Source organism: Fervidobacterium sp. (assembly GCF_059913585.1).
The window spans coordinates 17820-35510 of the sequence record NZ_DBOLZL010000016.1 but is presented as its reverse complement, the minus strand read 5'-3'; the positions used below and the strand labels follow the sequence as shown (position 1 = coordinate 35510).

The following is a 17691-nucleotide window of genomic DNA, read 5'->3' as shown; positions in this document are numbered from 1 at the left end:
TCGCACCACCTATTTTTCATTTCTTAGTCTAAGCACATAGAAACTCCAATAGTCACGTGCGAATATCAAAATTGGCAAAGCGAGTAGCACACCAGCCAATCCAAGGACGCTACCTAAAATGAATATCGAAAGTAGTATCACAAACCAATGAATTTTTAAATTATTACCCTGAATTCTTGGACCGTAGAACCAAGATTCAGTTTGATTAACGGCAACGAGCACAACGGTCAGCCAAACCATACCCTTTACCCCCTGAGAAGTAAACGCCAGAAGGTACATAGGAACGGCAGTGAACAACAATCCTACGAACGGGAAGAATCCGCCAATGAAAGACAAAATACCCAATGTTAGCGCCGAAGGTACACCGATAACGTAAAGTCCAATCGTTGTAAGTGCTGCACTGATAAACGAAACCAAAACCTGCCCTCTTATATATCGCTTTACGTTAGTAAAGAAATACGCAACGAATTTTTCACCGTATTTTGGGTCATCAATGAACAATAACTGGACTTTCTCTTTAAAATAAAACCTGATACTCTCTATACCTGCCATCGTGACTATAAGCAAAACAACCATCGTGAAGAGCGATGGCAAGATATTGGCAACATACTTTATCAACTGCGCAAGGAAAGAAGAGATATTACTTTTGAATTCGTCAAGATATTTCAAAGCCCAAGACGGTAAATCCAGATTGAGCTGTGCCGACTGTGCACTTTGTATAACCGAGTTTATTTGATTGATAACTATTGGGAAAAAAGAGGCGATTGCATAGACAAATATCGCAATTACAAAGATATAGGATGCTATAGCAAGATAGTGTTTTCCAGTTTTCTTTAAAACGTAATCGTAAGGCACGCTCAGAATAACGGAAAAATAATAACCCAATACGAGTGCACCGATAACAAAAGGTACTTTCCATGCAAAGAATATGAAAAGTAGAAAATAAACCAAAACTAAGCACATATCTCTGTATGGAATTCTTTCAACCTTGACATTCTTAATACTATTGTCGACAACAGACTTTTTACTCTCCTTCATTTTCGTTGGTCTCCTTAGCGATTTTCTTTTCAATCTCAAGCACGAGCGCTTCTGCTGTTGCAAGATTCGTTGCTAAAGGCACATTGTGTACGTCACATACCCTCAAAAGTGCACTTACGTCAGGTTCGTGAGGCTGAGCGGTAAGTGGGTCTCGTAAGAATATCACAAAATCGATTTCGTTGTTAACTATCAGCGCCCCGATTTGCAAATCTCCCCCGTATGGTCCGGACTGGAATTTATTCACCTTCAGCCCAATCTTTTCCTCTATCACCTTCCCCGTTGTGCTTGTTGCGTACAAATCGCACTTGGAAAATACATGCATCCACTCCTTAACAAACATCGCTAAGTCCAATTTTTTCTTATCGTGCGCGATAAGTGCAACTCGGATTTTCTCCATACAAATCGCTCCTTATATATAAACTAAACTAATCTTCCCTAACAAAAACGTATGAATTTTCCAATTTCCTTTGTGCTGCCAGATGCCTTTGAACATACTGACCGCAGTTACTTCCAATTTTGTTCTCTTCGAGTTCCCCAACACTGATTATAACCTCATACCCGTTCTTCTCAAGTTCTTCTACAAACCTTCTGTGTTTAAGCACAAGTCCTCGCTCATCAACATCTGAGTTCAACCCATTTTCAACTGCCCTGTATGTCGGGTTAACTGGGGTGATTTTAATTAAAAACTTCTCTGGATTAAAGTGCTTCATAATTACCGATGCGTCCGCTTCATTTTCCTGCGCAAGTGCGAAATTCAGTGTCACTTTCCTATCGCCTTTTTGAACAAACCGTTCACCATACTTTGCAATCTCTTCAAAACCCCATTTCTTTACTGGAATAATCCTATCCCTTTGCTCTTTTGATGTACTGTGAACTGAAAACTGCATCTGGAATCTGCCTATGTAGTATTTGTTCTTTATTTCAAGCAATATTTCGAACCATCCTTCTCTTCCAACTGGTGCAACAGTACTTATCGAAGGCATTAATCCTGGTGCATCAAGCAAGTGTGGGAGTTTTTCGAGAACGTTGAGCACATTATCGTTCAAAGCCGGTTCTCCAACACGCGCGAATTGGATTTTGAACTTCTCAACAGGAATACTCATACCGTATCTTTTGTTGGTTAAAAACAAAATCTGAGCTAATATTTCTTCTTCCGTGAGCTTCCTTTTGTAATACCCTCCCGCATCGCACATCATACAGCCAACAGGACAACCATCCATGGTTGAGACTATCAAAACCCATTTCTTCTCCCTTGGAATCGGAGGTTGGATTGATTCAACGAACTCTATCAACGCACCGTTTTTACTCTCGGCAAGGTAAACCATGGCGATATCTTCCTTGCCATAGCCTGCAATTATCTTCAAATCATTTGACAACGCCTCTGCTCTCATATTTTTCTACACCTCCAACAGTTTTATATATTCTCATTCAATTTTAAAACAATTTCCATCGCACATCTAATTCCATCACCTATTGCAATTGACGACTGCCTGAACTCTGGATGTGCCACATCACCTATTTCAAAAACTTCCATACTCTTAGCATTTATAACGGGCTTGTTACCAACCCTACCAATAGCAATTAGCAACGCTTCTACCGTATAAAAACCATTTCTGGTGTGTATATACATAACATCTTCTTTATGATCAACAAAAAAAATTTGCTCATTCAAATGTATCTTCAATCCCTTTTGCCTTGCATACTCTACAAGCTTTGTAACCGCTCTTAACTTGCCGCTTTTAACTAAAACGATAGGCTCAATTCCTTCTTCCTTTGCGTGAATTGCATAATCAATAGCCACATCCCCACCACCATATATAGCAACACTCTTAATACTTTTTGGTAGCTGGACGTACTCATAGAAAGTGTGGGGTCCTTCAAATTCTATCAGCCTTTTTGGTGAAGTACCTGTTGCAACAATGGCAACATCGCAGCTGTACATTCCATCCTTTCCAACAAGTTCATAATCATTGACACAGAGAATCTCATCATTAACGACGTTAATCTTGTATTCTTCGACATACCATTTCAAATTCTCAGCGAATTGTCTACCCGGCAAAAAACCAATTGGCGGAAAATTCTCAACTCTCCACGCATTTCTTATAAGCCCACCAATCTCATTTTTTTCATAAATTGTAGCATTAATACCGTACCTTTTCAACAACACACCGCACGCAACACCAGCAGGTCCACCACCAACAATTGCAACGTTCAAGTCTTTTCCTCCATTTCTACTTCTTTCTAAGTGTAAAATTCCAATACACTCCCGTACTCACACCACCGTGCGGGTCGTACGCTTCCACATACCAGTAATACACACCTTCTTTAGAAACATTTACATCAATCGTTGATTCTGTTATATAACTGCTTGATACTGGGGAAAAAGTACTACTTCCTGGAACCTTCCAATACACCTTGTACTTCAACGTATCACCATCTGGATCCGAACAATTCCAGCTAAGCGTAATCTTACTCGGCAATGCAGTTACTTCAACAGTCACATTATTTGGACTACCGTTGTAAGGAAATTCAGGTGCCGTGTTTTCCTTTGTTTTAAACGACCACGTATCGCTAAGTATATAATTCCCATCTTCATCAATAACAACAACATACCATTTATAATCCTTATTTGGCAAAAGTGGCACATCGGAAAGATTTACAGTAATTACATCATCAGTGACACCCGTTACTGTTGCAACCGGTGTAATATCATCTGCTTGAGCACTCTCAAAAACATAGAGCAGATAAATGAGTTTATCCTTTGCACTATTATCTGAAGACGAGTTCCACTTAAAATTGGTGTTGTTAAAAGCCACACCTGTTGAACTATTAGCTGGATAAACGAGTTCAGGTTTTGTAGGTGCACTACTTCTTGGCATCACTTTGAAATTCCAAACCGGACCTTCGACTGGTGTATTCACCCCATCGCTTACAACAACCTTCCAATAATAAATCTTATCGAATTCGAGTAAATTCTGGTAATTAAATGTGCTATTACTTAATTCAGAAGCTATAGGAACCAATGCATCAGGATGTTCGCCAAAATAGACGGAATAACTCAAAGCATCGTTATCTGCATCAGAACAACTCCAACCGAAAGACACTCTATTTGGCACCAAAGTTGTTAGTGAATTAGCGGGGATAGGATTACTCGGCTGTTCGGGTGGATTATTGTAGTACATATAGAACTTAACTTGCTCACTACTTGTCTGTACTCCATAACTGTCCTTTGCTATCACGTACCAAGTATAACTTCTTGCTGGGTCGTAGGTCTTTCCCGGATTAAAGAGTTCTAACGCATTTGCCGAACTCAATTCATAACTTGTTGAATTCAGCGGACTCCTTTTGATTGTCCACCCGTCGTAGTCACTTTTAATAACAAGCTCATAAGATACACCATCACCATCCGGATCAATAGCTTCACTCCAAACAAACCTCAATTTATCAACGAGAGCCAAGTTTATCCTTGCATTGCTTGTAGGTTCTGAGAGAGTTGGCTTATTTGGAGGTGTACTCAACTTTGTTGTAAAAGTAAACGTACTCGAAATAGAAGCACCGTACTTATCAGTTGCGGTGATCTTAATATCGTACTTTGTATTTCTCTTAAGATTATTCACTGTATAACTTGTTACTGTGGAATTAGATACTACTACCTGTGAAATACCAGACTCGATAAGCTCTACGGTGTAATAGAGCACTGGAGTGTCCTCATCGTATCCTTGCCATCTCAATTCCAAAGTGTTAAAGTCGACATCTGTAGCGTTTGGTTGTGGATTGATTAGTTCCACTTTGCTCGGAGCCTTATTTGCAATCGTTCTAAAGCTTGCGCTACTCAATGTACTCACCCCACCCCACGGATCCATGGCCTGCACCTGCCAAGTGTAGTCGGTGAGCTGTTCTAAATTTTCCACGGTTATATAGTTTGTTGTTGCAGTTGCTTGTAAAACAATTAAGCTTCCTCTAATAACTTTCACTAAAAACATTAAATCATCTTCGTCTGGATCTGCAGCATCCCAACTCAATGTGAGAGAATCGAATCGTACGTTTTGAACGCCATTTGGCTGGAGTGATGAGACTGTTGGCTCTGAATTAGGAACAGTAGTAAAATACCAAACCTGACTCATAGCTGACGAATTTTTACTCTTAACGAACCATCTGTACTTCGTACTCGGCTTGAGCTTACCCTTTGGAAGCAAAACAGTCTTAGGAATTCCTTCCTGAACTTCAACCACTTCGCTTATCGTTTGCATTCCGGTATCGTTTTCCTCAACGACAACCTCGTATTCACCAGCACTTGCACTCTTAAAAGTTAATATTGCCTTGTTAAACTCTACACTATTACTATTATTCCGAGGTCCAAGTAACTCTATCCCAGCATTATCACCATTATTATTTGCTGGTTCGATACAGCTTGATATAGCTAACAAAATAAACAAAACTGACAAAAGAATAAAAGATTTTCTTTGCGTAAAAAATCTTGGAAACACTAAATCACCTCCGTAGTATTATTCTAAGAAAAATTTTACCACAAAAATTCGATTTTTGATTAAAAAACCGTGGCTATGGAGCCACGGCAATTTGGGTTTTAAGATAATTTCGATGTCTGATAGATTATTTCGCTTCAAACGTCCACGTCTTACCTTTTGTAACACCACCGTGCGGGTCTTTTGCCACGACGTACCAATAGTACTTACCGAGCGTGTTCAAGGTCAACTGAATTGACTTAGTATTTGTTGTGTAAGGAACGACACCCGTGAAATCATTGATTGTATTCACATAGACTTCGTACGACAAGATATCTCCATCAGGATCCGAACAATTCCAACTTAGCGTAATTGTTGAAGGAACACTTCCAACGGAAACCTGACTACCATCTGACGGGTTAGGTCCAGTTGGAATATTTGGTGCTTCGTTCTGTTTTGTCTTGAAGTTCCATGTTGTACTATACGCATAGTTACCGAATGAATCTCTAACCTCCACACGCCAGTAATAAGTCGTAATTGGAGACAAATTACTGATAATCTGTGAAATCTCTGAACTTGTCTGACCAGTCACAGTTGCTTGCAACGTCATCCTATCAGCTCGCCCAACGTAGAGGTAATACACCAAATCCTGTGCTTGAGTTTCCTTATCGTAGCTTGCCTTCCATCTTAAAGTTACATTATTCAATGCAACTCCTGAAGTTCCAGTAACAGGTGATACGAGCTCTGGAACTGTTGGTGGATTGTCAAGATTAGTTATTGTAAAGCTCCACACAGGGCTTTCTACTGGTGGATTGTAACCATCGGTGACGACTACCTTCCAATAATACGTCTTTCCGAATTCAAAGAGTCTTGGCGTTTCATATGTCGTAGCTGTTATGCCACTTACCTCGAGTTTCAAATTATCAGCGCTCTCACCTATGTACAAATCGAATCTGAGCGGATCTCCGTCTGGATCCGTTGAATCCCATGAAAATCTTGGAATTCTATTTGGTAAATTCTCAGCCTTATCAGACGGATAAGGTGACGTTGGCACGGTCGGTGGATTATTACTATATGTTTCAAATGTGAACCAATCGCTCTCAGTCCTACCGCCGTGTGGGTCTTTGGCTATAACATACCAGGTGTAAGTCTTTCCAACATCCAGTAGAGCAGATATATTACTTATAAAATAACTATTCGACAATATCGGACTTCTTCTGTGCACTTCTTGACCATCTGACATCAATATAAATTCATAGTCAATGTCGTCTTCATCGACATCTGATACACTCGACCATCTGAAGGTAAGGTCTGTTACCTTCGCAAAATTAACCTTTGCATTATTCTCAGGATTTTGCAGTGTGGGTTTACTTGGTGGAGTGTTATTTCTCGTTCTAAATGAAAAACTCTCGGTCTTTGTCTCACCATATTTATCGATTGCCGTTATTGTGAGTGTGTACAGCGTGTTTGGTTCCAACCCAGTGATAGTAAATTCTGTGAACGTAGAATTACTGAGCAGATTCTGGCTATTATTCAAAGACACGTTGTATTTTAAATCTTCGTAATCTCTATCATAACCAAGCCATTTTAACGTCAAGTTGTTGAATTTAACATCGACAGCGTTGTTAGCAGGGTTAATTAACTCAATTCTATCCGGCGCTTCATTAACTTTTGTTTTAAATTCTGCTTGCTTTGGAGTACTCTTTGCGCCCCACGTATCAACTGCTTCAACACTCCAAGTATAATCAGTTAACTGTTTCAAATCTTTCACAACAGCGGAATTAGTCGCCGATGAAGTTTCTACAACTGGAGTTGCATTTCCTATCTCGAAGACCTTAACGGTGAATATCATGCTATCATTATCTGGATCACTTGCTTCCCAAGTCAGCGCGAGTGCACCGAATGGATGATCAGTAGTTCCATCGGGTTTCAATCCGTAAACTGTAGGTGGCGAATTTTCCTTTGTTGTAAAATACCTCAGCTCACTTGAGGTGGAATCATCGTTCTTAAGTCGCACATACCATTTATATTTGGTAAAAGGTTTAAGAAGACCTTTTGGAATGACGATCTCAATACCTTGCCCACCAGTCACAGTTGTTCTAAAAACCTCTTGATTTGTAGTTGCATCTCTAACTATCACATCGTACTCACGATTATTAGGTGTGTTAAATATTAACTTGGCACTATTGAAAGGAATATTTGAAGCGTTATTTACTGGTGCCACCAGCTCAGCTCTTGAATTGGATGGTTGAATACAACCGCTTAAAAAAGACAAAACACTTACGATGACAAAGATGGCAATCAAATAAAATCGATATTTAGAGTTCCTGATAACCATACTAAATCCCCCTCACTGTATGTAGTATTTTACCTCTTATCATATAATATTATAACACATACAGAAAAAAACACCCTGGTTTCTAACAAAGAACCAGGGCATTAACACTATTATATTTTATTACTTAGAGTAATATCACATTTTCGTACTTTCCTTTCGTTACATTCTTTGTATCGAACAAAAACGGTACATGCTTTGCAACAAATTCATAATCGATACCAATTGTGTGACCTGAAGTAACTATTGCACCGTCCATCTTTTTCAAAACATCCTCGGTCATCTCTATTCTCTTGTAATATTTTCCATTGTGTGTAAATTCTGGGACGAACGGGTCGTAGTAAAATACGTTCACTTTCTTCTTCTCAAGTATCTCTATCACTTTAAGAGCAGGACTTTCTCTCAAATCGTCTATATTCCCTTTGTACGTAACACCAAGAAGAAGAATATTTCTGCCATTCAAACACTGAGCTCTATCATTTAGAATATCAGATAACCTCTCTACTACGTAATATGGCATATTATCTGAAATCTCGCCTGCGACCTCGACGAGCATCATATGTAAATCGTGCTCTTTTGCCTTGTAAACAAGATAAAACGGGTCGATAGGAATACAATGCCCACCAATCCCAGGTCCAGGATAGAACGGCATGTAACCGAACGGTTTGGTTGCCGCCGCATCGATAACCTCCCAAATGTTTATCTTCATCTTTTCGGCAACCTTTGTCATCTCTTGAACAAGTGCGATATTCACAAGCCTGAATGTGTTTTCCAATATCTTTGTCATCTCTGCCGCCCTTGGTGAAGAAACAGGGAAAACACCTGCTTCAAGCACGTTTTCATACAATGCAACGGCATGCTTTGTGCATTCTGAAGTAACTCCACCGACGACTTTCGGTGTATTCCTCGTCTTGTACCTTGGGTTACCTGGGTCAACGCGTTCTGGACTGAAGGCAAGATAAAAATCCTTTCCAACCTTTAGTCCTGTTTCTTGCAAAATTGGTAGGACAACCTCTTCCGTTGTGCCCGGATACGTCGTGCTCTCAAGGACAACGAGCTGTCCTTTTCTCAGTCTTTTCTTGATTTCATTCGCACTATTGATTATATAACTCAAATCCGGCTGCTTAAACTTATCAAGTGGTGTAGGCACACATATACTTATCACATCGCAGTTCTTCAATTCATCAAAATCAGTAGTCGCCCTTAGCTTCTTTGCTTGCACAAATTCTCTTAACTCGTTGTCATCAACATCACCGATATAATTTTCCCCTCTGTTAATCATATCAACACGCTTTTGTTGTATATCAAACCCAACGACCTTGTAACCCGCTCTGGCTTTCTCAACCGCCAAAGGTAGTCCCACGTAGCCCATCCCGATTACACCAACAACCGCTTCCTTGCTTAGAATCTTTTCATACAAACTCATCTACATCCCTCCAGCCAGCTTTATTATCCCGCACGTTCTCAGGGAGTTTAAGATATTCATTCACTGAATGAATTTTACCATACATATTATCGTCCGTCAATTGACAAACTTTAATTGTCTTGTCCGATTAGTTAGCAACATCGCTGTAAGCATATATTAACGAAAATTTTTCTTGAAAAACTCTCCTCGATGGTAAAATAATACACGTATGCAAGTTATATATGCAAAAACGGGTACTTAAAACGCGTCTCAAACGGTTGGGGATTCCCCGCACGTCTCCAACCTACGTTGTTTTAGTACCTGTAAAACACTCGGGGAGGTGAACTTTGTGTACGCGATAGTGGAAAGTGGTGGAAAGCAGTACAAAGTCGAGGCAGGTCAGCTACTGCACACGGAAAAGCTCAACGTGGCTCCAGGCGAAACCATCGAGCTTGACAAAGTTGTCATGGTCAAAACAGACGACGGTAAAGTCCTTGTCGGACAACCATACCTCACAAACGTCAAGGTCACTGGAACGGTTGTTGAACACGCAAGGGCAAGGAAAGTGCTCGTTGGTCAATTCATCCCAAGAAAGGGCCACAAGACAATAAAAGGTCACAGACAGTGGTACACCACTATCAAGATTGAAAAGATAGAAGTGAAATAATCTAACAAGATGATTGTGTGCAAGTTTAAGTTATCTGAAGGCGTCTACGAAGAATTTGAAATCTCAGGACATGCGTTGTATGCAAGAAAAGGAAAAGATATAGTTTGCGCAGCGGTAAGTACGGTTTCTCAGCATACGGCAAGGGCACTGAGTGAAGATGGAGCGCAAGTAGAAATTGAAGAAGGATATCTGAAAGTTGAAAAGATTCCGAAAGACAATATCTCGCAAAGATTTGTTGAAGAACTTAGAAAAACACTGGAAGATATCGCAAGTCAGTATCCAAGATACGTTAGAGTGGAGGTGAACGATGATGCGCATTAATATACAACTCTTTGCAAAAGCCAGTGGCGCAGGCAGAAACGGAAGAGACAGCAACCCGAAATACTTGGGCTTTAAGAGATACGATGGTGAAAGAGTCATCGCGGGAAACATCATCCTCAGACAGAGAGGCACAAAATTTTGGCCCGGTCAGAACGTTGGAATGGGTAGAGACTTCACACTTTTCGCACTCAAAGACGGTGTTGTAAAGATTATCGAAAAGAACAACAGAAGATACGTAACGGTTGTTGAAGAATAAAATAAACTCCCACTTCTGGTCAACGGGAGGCGCAGTATGAAGAAGAATTCAGCAGTAAGGATAGCAACAATCGGAATAATGTCTGCACTCGCAACAGGGCTCATGTTCTTAGAATTTCCCATATTCCCATCGGTGAATTTCTTAAAATTCGACCCAAGCGATATACTACCATTACTTGCAGGATTTATCTTCGGACCCATCGACGGAATTTTGGTATTGTTAATCAAAGATATACTCTTTTACCTACTGAAATCTGGAGATATCGTAGGCATCGCAATGAACTTTGCAGCAGGTGCTTCGTTCTTGTTACCGGTTATTTACATCTACCGAATCAGAAAAAATAGGGTATTTGAAATAATTGGTTACGTAGTTGGTGTGCTCGTAGTTTCAGGTGTAATGACCGTTCTCAATATGGTGGTTGTACCGTTTTATTGGAAAATCCCTCTCCAAGAGACGTTGAAATATCTACCATTCATAGCTGGGTTTAACGCGATAAAGTTCTCGATAGATGCGGTTGTGACTGCCCTAATCAGAGAGAGAATTGAGAGAATATTTGAATAAAGACAATCGAAACGAAGAAAGTGAAGAATGAAGGGAGGAAAGCAAAATGGCAAGGCCATTACCAATACAGAAAACCACATTCCCGAAAAAGGTAGAAAGAAAATGGTATCTTGTCGATGCAGCTGGAAAGCCACTTGGAAGGCTTGCGACAAGAATAGCGCTCTTGCTCCAAGGCAAGAACGAACCAACATGGTCCCCACACTACGACAACGGTAATTTTGTTGTTGTAATAAACGCAGAAAAGGTAAAACTCACAGGTAAGAAACTCAAACAGAAAGTCTATTACCACCACTCAGGATACCCTGGTGGACTTAAATCCCAGACCGCAGAACAAATTCTCCAGAAACACCCGGAGAGAATTATTGAACTGGCGGTCAAAAGAATGCTTCCAAAGACAACACTCGGCAGACATCAATTCAAGAGATTGAAAGTCTACGCTGGTGAAACTCACCCACACGAAGCGCAAAAACCTGAGAAGGTAGAACTTCTCTGATAGGGAGGGAAATAAATGGCTGAAATCTACATGGGCACAGGTAGGAGGAAGACTTCAACTGCCAGAGTTTACCTCAGACCAGGGACTGGAAAGATAGAGATAAACGACAAAGTCTACAACGATTTCAATGAATACTTTGAGAATAAAGTTTGGACGATGCACGCAATCGAACCACTCAAAGTAACCGGTCTTGAAGGCACATTCGACATCCAAATCAGGGTCGAAGGTGGCGGTAAGAACGGACAAGCCGGCGCTGTCAGACTTGGTTTGGCAAGAGCGCTTGTTGCATTCAATCCAGACCTCAGAAAGACACTCAGAGACAAAGGATTCCTCACAAGAGACCCAAGAATGGTCGAAAGAAAGAAATACGGTCTCAAGAAAGCAAGAAGAGCTCCACAGTTCTCCAAACGTTAATTTGGCAATCTCAAATCTTACTTACATTTTGCAATTAACGACCTACGAGATTACAAATCAGGTGGCGGATGGCACGTTCCATCTGCTGCCTTTATTTTCATAAATTTTCCATTTTTTCCCCCGCTTCAAGAAAGGGGCGGTGAAGGGTATGATACAAAGAGAAATAATCGAAAGAATTAGGGAGAAGAACGACATTGTTGAAGTCATCTCGGAATACGTGAACCTTCAAAAAGTGGGTTCAAATTACCGAGGGCTTTGTCCATTTCATCTCGAGACCACCCCTTCATTTTACGTAAGCCCACAAAAGAAGATATTCCACTGTTTCGGTTGTGGCGCTTCAGGTGATGTTATCAAGTTCGTGCAAGAAATTGAAAATATCTCGTATGTGGAAGCGGTTCGAAAGCTTGGTGAACGCGTAGGTATAACTGTTTCGTATACGGAAGAAGACGAGGTAAGAACAAAATACTATACATTCTACAAAGAACTCCACCAGCTTTACAAATCCAAACTAAGTCAAAATCAAAGTGTAATTGAATATCTAAAAAAACGTGGCTACGATGCACGGGAAATTTCTTTGTATGAATTTGGCTTTTCCCCAGCCGATTCAAAACTTCCACAGCAAGTTGCGCAAAAATTAGGATTGAGCAAAGAAGAGCTAGAAAAATTCGGCTTTTCAAGCGCAGACCCATTCGCCGGCAGACTTATCATACCTATCACAGACGACTTTGGTCGAGTCATCGCATTCGGTGGCAGACTCATAGGCGAAGGTGTTCCAAAATATCTTAATTCGCAAGACACGTTAATTTTCAAAAAATCTTCCACACTTTATTTGCTCAGCTTTGCGAAAGAATACATTAAGCAAGTGGATTATGTGATTCTCTGCGAAGGATACTTTGATGCTCTTGCATTTCACAGAGCGGGCATAAAGAACGCGGTTGCCACACTCGGAACTGCACTGACAAAATCGCACATATACAAACTCAAAAAACTCACACCAAACATCGTTCTTGCTTTTGATTCAGACAGTGCCGGAATTAAAGCGGCATTGAGAAGCTTAGAGATGCTCATACCTGAAGGATTCAACGTTGCCATTGCAAAATTTGAACAAGCAAAAGATGCCGATGAAACGTACTCAAAATTTGGAGTGGAAGGTCTCGTCAGAGTTCTTGACAACAGCATCGGTGCGGAGCAATTCGTTGTTGAAAGCTTGGCAAAACAGTACGACTTATCCAACCCAAGTGGATTCAATACATTCATCAAAAACCTCAGAAACTGGGAACGCTTGTTTTCCTCAAACCCAAAGAGCTTGGAAAAGTTCTACGAACATGCGAGTGCAACAGCGGGCGTGATGAAAGAAGAACTGAAAAGCTTACTCGCTTCTCAACAATCGCAAAACCAAGGTAATCAGTACGGTCAGTACAATCAACAATCCAGAAGCTATCAGCAACAACAAAACATCCAACTTCCCAAAACACCTGTCAAAAAAGTCCCAACAACGGAAGATTACCTCGTTTACATGTATTTCAACTACCCAGAATTATTCAAACAAATCGAATTCACCCCCGATTTACTCGAGGGAAAGGCAAGAGAGTTCTTTTTAATTGCAAAAGATTTGAACGTTTCGCTCGATTCGTTGTCTAAACATATGGGGGAGTATGTTAAAGAGGTATTTGACAAAATTGATTTTGAAGTTGATGATAAGATAGTAGAATACATAAAGAAAGACCTCGAACTTAGACGCATTGATAAGCGCATTGCGGAAATCGATGCTCTCGTTTTAAAAGTTACATCCGATGAAGAAAAGCGCATACTCTTGAAAGCCAGGACAGAATTAGTCCGGCAGAAGATGAAGATAAAAAATCAGAAATAAAAATAAAGTTCCTCAAAATAGTGAGGAGGTGCTTTTTGTATGTCAAAGACAGCGGTAAAAGAAAACACAGAACTACAGAAAAAGCTCGAGAAACTCATCGAACTCGGCAAAAGGAAAGGATACATCACATACGACGATATCGACCGCACATTCCCACCAGGGGAAAGTGAGGAAGTCGATGGAAATTTGGATCTTGTCTACGAAACACTTGAAAAGAACAAAATAGAGATTAGAGATACAACCGATTTTGCCAACATGGAAGAAGAGTTGAAAAGTTACTTAAGCGAAGGTCCTGAAATATTCGACAGCACAGAACCCAAAGATTTAATCAAAATGTACCTGCGCGATATTGGAAAAATCAGATTGCTTACGCCATCGGAAGAACGCAGGCTCGCTCAGAGAGCCCAGATGGGTGACAAGAAAGCAAAAGAAGAACTAATTATCTCGAACCTTAGGCTCGTTGTCAGCATGGCTAAAAGATATCTGGGTAAGGGGCTTTCTTTCCTCGACCTTATCCAAGAAGGTAGCTTGGGATTGATAAAAGCCGTTGAAAAATTCGACTGGTCAAAGGGTTACAAGTTCTCCACATACGCAACCTGGTGGATTAGACAGGCGATAACAAGGGCGATAGCAGACCAAGCAAGAACTATCAGGGTGCCTGTTCACATGGTTGAAACAATAAACAAGATACAAAAAATCAAAAGAGAATACATGCAAGAGCACGGCGAAGAACCACCATTGGAATACATCGCCGAACAAGTCGGGAAACCGGTTGAAAAAATAGAAGAAATCTTGCAGGCAACACCCGAGACACTCTCTTTGGAAACACCTGTAGGTGAAGAAGAGGACTCTTCAATGGCCGATTTCGTCGCCGACGAATCCGTTGGCTCGCCTAAAAAAGAAGCGATAAGAACACTCATGAAAGAAGAAATCGATAAATTATTGGAAACACTCAACGACAGAGAGAAGATGGTCTTAAAGATGAGATACGGTATACTCGATGGAAAACCCAAGACACTCGAAGAAGTCGGTCAGTACTTCGGTGTCACCCGTGAGAGGATAAGACAAATAGAAGTCAAAGCACTGAGAAAACTCAGACATCCATCACGTAGCAGATACTTAAGATTACTCCAGAAACTCGCCGAAGAAGATTAAAAAGATTAAGGATTGAGACTATGCTACGACAAATCTACGACACAATAGTAAAAATCTCCCTCAGAAACTTCATCAAACACTGGAAAGTCGGTTTACTTGCAATCCTTGGCACAATGGTGGCCACCATGCTCCTTGTTGGTGGCCTTTCCCTTAACGATTCCGTTTCCGCTTATCTGCAAGAAAAAGTTACGAAAAACTTCGGCGAAGTTGATTTAATAATCAAAGATAAGGCAGACACGATATTCCTTCCAAAGGCTGTTAACGCAGAATCTGTCGAGTCGTTGCTTAAGCAATACCCCCAAGTAAAAAAATACGTCCCTGTCAAACTCGCCCAAGTAACTGCCAAAATAAAAGGAAAGTACGTCGACTTATTTGCGATAGCAATTAACAAGGACTTTGAAAAATTTCTTGGGCAGAAGGTTCAACCGTTCACCATTAGCGAAGATACTGCAAAAGCATTTGGAATTAACATCGGAGATGAGATAGAGATAATCACAGCAAAAACATCCTTTAACATCAAAATTGGGGCCTTCGGCAAAGGTATACTCAACTTCAGGGGCGAAACTGCCTCGGCAAATGGGACTATCTTTTTGCCAGAAAGTTATTTTGAAGAGTACAGCGTTTACCCATTGAAGGACCCGAATGTCTATTTTGTCTCTACGAATTTGCCTGTCGAACAACACGAAACATTTGCTAAAGAATTGGAAGAGAAAGAAGGCTCAATCCGCGTTACCGCTGGCAAATACAGGCTATCAAATTCCCCGTTGAATAAAATCATCGGATATTTGTTCATCGGATTTTCTGGGTTCACAGTTATCTCAAGCTTTCTTTTCGTCTCCTCGTTCTTTGGCATCATCGTAGAAGAGCGCAAACGCTCACTTGGTGTGCTAAGGGCGTTGGGTTACACAAGCCTTCGCATGTTCTCAGTTCTATTTGTTGAAGGGTTGCTTTACCTGATATCTTCAGAAATCGTTGGTGCAGTTGCTGGGGTATTCTTTGGCAAATACCTACTTGACAAAATCAATTCATTCAGAAGAGAAGACCAGCTCTTTGCATTTGTCCAGGATAGAATACCTTTCAGCATATCATTCTCAACCATCGTCCTAGGTATCCTCATCGCCATGATTGTCCCGGTTATAATCCTCATCTACCGTAGCATGGAATTTTCCCAAATCTCCCCATCCGAACTATACGGTGATAGACCCGTTGAAAAAAGGAAAAAGAAAGGGAAAGTGAAGAAAGTTTTCATATCAGTTGTAGGAATTCTCCTTTTCCTCGTCCTTTTGCGCACATCGTATGTTTACGCACTTTTGGGATTACTCTCCATCGTTCCTCTTTTTTACCGCAATTCCTTAGTAACATTCGTATACGGACTTTCCATCCTTGCTTCGGTCTACCCCGTTGTAGGTTCCGGTGGAGCGAAAGATTTACTTATCCGCTCAGGCTTTGTGCTTATCGGTAGCATATACTCTATCTTTGCTTTCATCCCATATGCCAAAGCATTTTTCGAACGCTTCAAAAACGTGTCCGTTGTTTTGGCGTTATCTTACATAGACAAACACAAAATGCGCAATTTCGCAATGTTTGTAATATACGCCGTCACCCTTATTTTAATCCTTGTAAGTGCAATTGTTCCAACGAGCATTTCTGAATATATAAACGAAAGGAAAGAAGAGGGCGCATTTGGATACAATTTCATCATCGTTGAAAACCCCATTAAAACATTCTTCGGTTCTTACAAATACCTCAACGATGAAGAGTTCGTCTCCAAATTCGAGACACTTGTTCCAATTCAGCTTGTCCAAGCATCGTTCCTTGAAGACAAGAAAAAATACACAATCATCGTCTCAGATGAACGCATATTCAAACACTTGAAACTCCCAAACGAAAAACTCATGAAAGAAATCAAAAAACAAGACTGGACAAAAGTGCCAGACAAAACATTGTATCTATCAAACAAGGTTCTAAAAACCCCAGGTATAGAAGTCACGATGGTTTTGAAAGGTGTTTTGCCTGGCATTTCACCAAAAATCGTTGAAACATTTTATGTAAAAGATGTCTACGACCCTCAAGAGACTTTGTTGCCCATGGATGGCGTTCTCATTTGGAGAAACAAAAAATTCTTCGGTGCCATCAGTGGTTATGCAGGTGTTATCAGAGACCCACAAAAAGCACTTGAAGCTCAAGAATTTGTCGCAAGAAAACTCGATGGCGCGTTTTATATAACCGGTGAAATCGAAAAAATATACGCTTCAATAAACAGCCTTGTTGATTTATCTTTACAACTTTTCCAACTCGGGTTTATTGCAGGTTTTGCCGGATTGGCGATAATCACATTCAGAAACGTTTATGCGCGTAAGAAAGAAATCGGTATGCTCAGAGCAATAGGGGCGGATAGCAAAGTAGTCTATCGAATGTTCATTTACGAAGCACTGGCTATAGTATTCATTGCAACTATTGTTGCAATAGTCGCAAGTGTATTCGTTATCAAAGACCTCGTTGCCTTTGTCCAACCTTTGCTCAGTTCATTCAAGGTGGTGATACCTTTCTGGAAAGTATTTGTAACATTAGCTGGAGTTTTTGGTATTACAATAATTTTTGTGTCCCTCCCTGCGAGCGTATCGCAGAAGATTCCACCATCGGAAGCGTTGAGGGTGTTTGACTAAGATTTTTTGGAAGTTTGTTTGGACATGGTACAATAATATGGTACAAT

Annotated in this window: 16 protein-coding genes; 9 read left to right on the top strand and 7 right to left on the bottom strand. The window is 40.6% G+C overall.

From position 1 onward, the window contains the following. Window positions 1-9 precede the first annotated feature (9 nt). The 7 genes from AC3M61_RS06420 to AC3M61_RS06390 all read right to left on the bottom strand — a co-directional run bounded on the left by AC3M61_RS06420 (window position 10) and on the right by AC3M61_RS06390 (window position 9262). Window positions 10-1038 carry an AI-2E family transporter gene (locus tag AC3M61_RS06420; RefSeq protein WP_500780056.1) on the bottom strand — a complete coding sequence of 343 codons (1029 nt, stop codon included), beginning with the start codon at window positions 1036-1038 and terminating at the stop codon, window positions 10-12. Continuing rightward, window positions 1025-1435 carry a methylglyoxal synthase gene (locus AC3M61_RS06415; RefSeq protein WP_500780055.1) on the bottom strand — a complete coding sequence of 137 codons (411 nt, stop codon included), beginning with the start codon at window positions 1433-1435 and terminating at the stop codon, window positions 1025-1027. Before AC3M61_RS06415 ends, AC3M61_RS06420 begins: the two co-directional genes overlap by 14 nt. 28 nt (window positions 1436-1463) lie before the next feature. Beyond that, window positions 1464-2402: a radical SAM protein gene (locus AC3M61_RS06410; RefSeq protein WP_500780079.1), complete on the bottom strand. Its 939-nt coding sequence runs from the start codon at window positions 2400-2402 to the stop codon at window positions 1464-1466. Window positions 2403-2452: 50 nt separating this feature from the next. Continuing rightward, entirely contained in the window at window positions 2453-3253 is an 801-nt protein-coding gene (locus AC3M61_RS06405; RefSeq protein WP_500780054.1) for an NAD(P)/FAD-dependent oxidoreductase, read from the bottom strand. 16 nt (window positions 3254-3269) lie between these two features. Next, on the bottom strand, window positions 3270-5525 hold the full coding sequence (locus tag AC3M61_RS06400) for a fibronectin type III domain-containing protein (RefSeq protein ID WP_500780053.1): 2256 nt from the start codon (window positions 5523-5525) through the stop codon (window positions 3270-3272). A 124-nt stretch (window positions 5526-5649) separates the two neighbouring features. Then, a complete protein-coding gene (locus AC3M61_RS06395) occupies window positions 5650-7839 on the bottom strand; it encodes a fibronectin type III domain-containing protein (protein WP_500780052.1) in 2190 nt (729 codons plus the stop codon). A gap of 124 nt (window positions 7840-7963) precedes the next feature. Continuing rightward, entirely contained in the window at window positions 7964-9262 is a 1299-nt protein-coding gene (locus AC3M61_RS06390; RefSeq protein WP_500780051.1) for a nucleotide sugar dehydrogenase, read from the bottom strand. 328 nt (window positions 9263-9590) lie between these two features. On the opposite strand from AC3M61_RS06390, the gene rplU reads away from it, so the two are divergent. The 9 genes from rplU to AC3M61_RS06345 all read left to right on the top strand — a co-directional run bounded on the left by rplU (window position 9591) and on the right by AC3M61_RS06345 (window position 17644). Then, entirely contained in the window at window positions 9591-9908 is a 318-nt protein-coding gene (gene rplU / locus AC3M61_RS06385) for a 50S ribosomal protein L21 (RefSeq protein ID WP_014450722.1), read from the top strand. 9 nt (window positions 9909-9917) lie between these two features. Next, on the top strand, window positions 9918-10229 hold the full coding sequence (locus AC3M61_RS06380; protein ID WP_500780050.1) for a ribosomal-processing cysteine protease Prp: 312 nt from the start codon (window positions 9918-9920) through the stop codon (window positions 10227-10229). After that, window positions 10219-10485, top strand: coding sequence for a 50S ribosomal protein L27 (rpmA, locus tag AC3M61_RS06375; protein WP_500780049.1), 267 nt, complete (start codon window positions 10219-10221; stop codon window positions 10483-10485). The genes AC3M61_RS06380 and rpmA overlap by 11 nt, the downstream gene beginning before the upstream one ends. A gap of 15 nt (window positions 10486-10500) precedes the next feature. Beyond that, window positions 10501-11046: an ECF transporter S component gene (locus AC3M61_RS06370; RefSeq protein ID WP_500780078.1), complete on the top strand. Its 546-nt coding sequence runs from the start codon at window positions 10501-10503 to the stop codon at window positions 11044-11046. 46 nt (window positions 11047-11092) lie between these two features. Then, window positions 11093-11539, top strand: a complete 447-nt coding sequence (gene rplM / locus AC3M61_RS06365; RefSeq protein ID WP_500780048.1) for a 50S ribosomal protein L13 — start codon at window positions 11093-11095, stop codon at window positions 11537-11539. Between the two features lie 15 nt (window positions 11540-11554). Further along, on the top strand, window positions 11555-11953 hold the full coding sequence (gene rpsI, locus AC3M61_RS06360; RefSeq protein WP_014450727.1) for a 30S ribosomal protein S9: 399 nt from the start codon (window positions 11555-11557) through the stop codon (window positions 11951-11953). Window positions 11954-12101: 148 nt separating this feature from the next. Beyond that, on the top strand, window positions 12102-13823 hold the full coding sequence (dnaG, locus tag AC3M61_RS06355) for a DNA primase (protein ID WP_500780047.1): 1722 nt from the start codon (window positions 12102-12104) through the stop codon (window positions 13821-13823). Between the two features lie 39 nt (window positions 13824-13862). Further along, window positions 13863-14978 (top strand): RNA polymerase sigma factor RpoD, encoded by a 1116-nt coding sequence (rpoD, locus tag AC3M61_RS06350; protein ID WP_500780046.1) that lies wholly within the window; start codon window positions 13863-13865, stop codon window positions 14976-14978. 20 nt (window positions 14979-14998) lie between these two features. Beyond that, window positions 14999-17644 carry an ABC transporter permease gene (locus tag AC3M61_RS06345; protein ID WP_500780045.1) on the top strand — a complete coding sequence of 882 codons (2646 nt, stop codon included), beginning with the start codon at window positions 14999-15001 and terminating at the stop codon, window positions 17642-17644. The last annotated feature ends 47 nt before the right edge of the window (window positions 17645-17691 follow it).

Coding starts and splice junctions, on each gene's coding strand:
- AC3M61_RS06420 (WP_500780056.1), bottom strand. CDS start 1,038: ATGAAGGAGAGTAAAAAGTCTGTTGTCGACAATAGTATTAAGAATGTC.
- AC3M61_RS06415 (WP_500780055.1), bottom strand. CDS start 1,435: ATGGAGAAAATCCGAGTTGCACTTATCGCGCACGATAAGAAAAAATTG.
- AC3M61_RS06395 (WP_500780052.1), bottom strand. CDS start 7,839: ATGGTTATCAGGAACTCTAAATATCGATTTTATTTGATTGCCATCTTT.
- AC3M61_RS06390 (WP_500780051.1), bottom strand. CDS start 9,262: ATGAGTTTGTATGAAAAGATTCTAAGCAAGGAAGCGGTTGTTGGTGTA.
- AC3M61_RS06380 (WP_500780050.1), top strand. CDS start 9,918: ATGATTGTGTGCAAGTTTAAGTTATCTGAAGGCGTCTACGAAGAATTT.
- rpmA (WP_500780049.1), top strand. CDS start 10,219: ATGCGCATTAATATACAACTCTTTGCAAAAGCCAGTGGCGCAGGCAGA.
- rplM (WP_500780048.1), top strand. CDS start 11,093: ATGGCAAGGCCATTACCAATACAGAAAACCACATTCCCGAAAAAGGTA.
- rpsI (WP_014450727.1), top strand. CDS start 11,555: ATGGCTGAAATCTACATGGGCACAGGTAGGAGGAAGACTTCAACTGCC.
- dnaG (WP_500780047.1), top strand. CDS start 12,102: ATGATACAAAGAGAAATAATCGAAAGAATTAGGGAGAAGAACGACATT.
- rpoD (WP_500780046.1), top strand. CDS start 13,863: ATGTCAAAGACAGCGGTAAAAGAAAACACAGAACTACAGAAAAAGCTC.
- AC3M61_RS06345 (WP_500780045.1), top strand. CDS start 14,999: ATGCTACGACAAATCTACGACACAATAGTAAAAATCTCCCTCAGAAAC.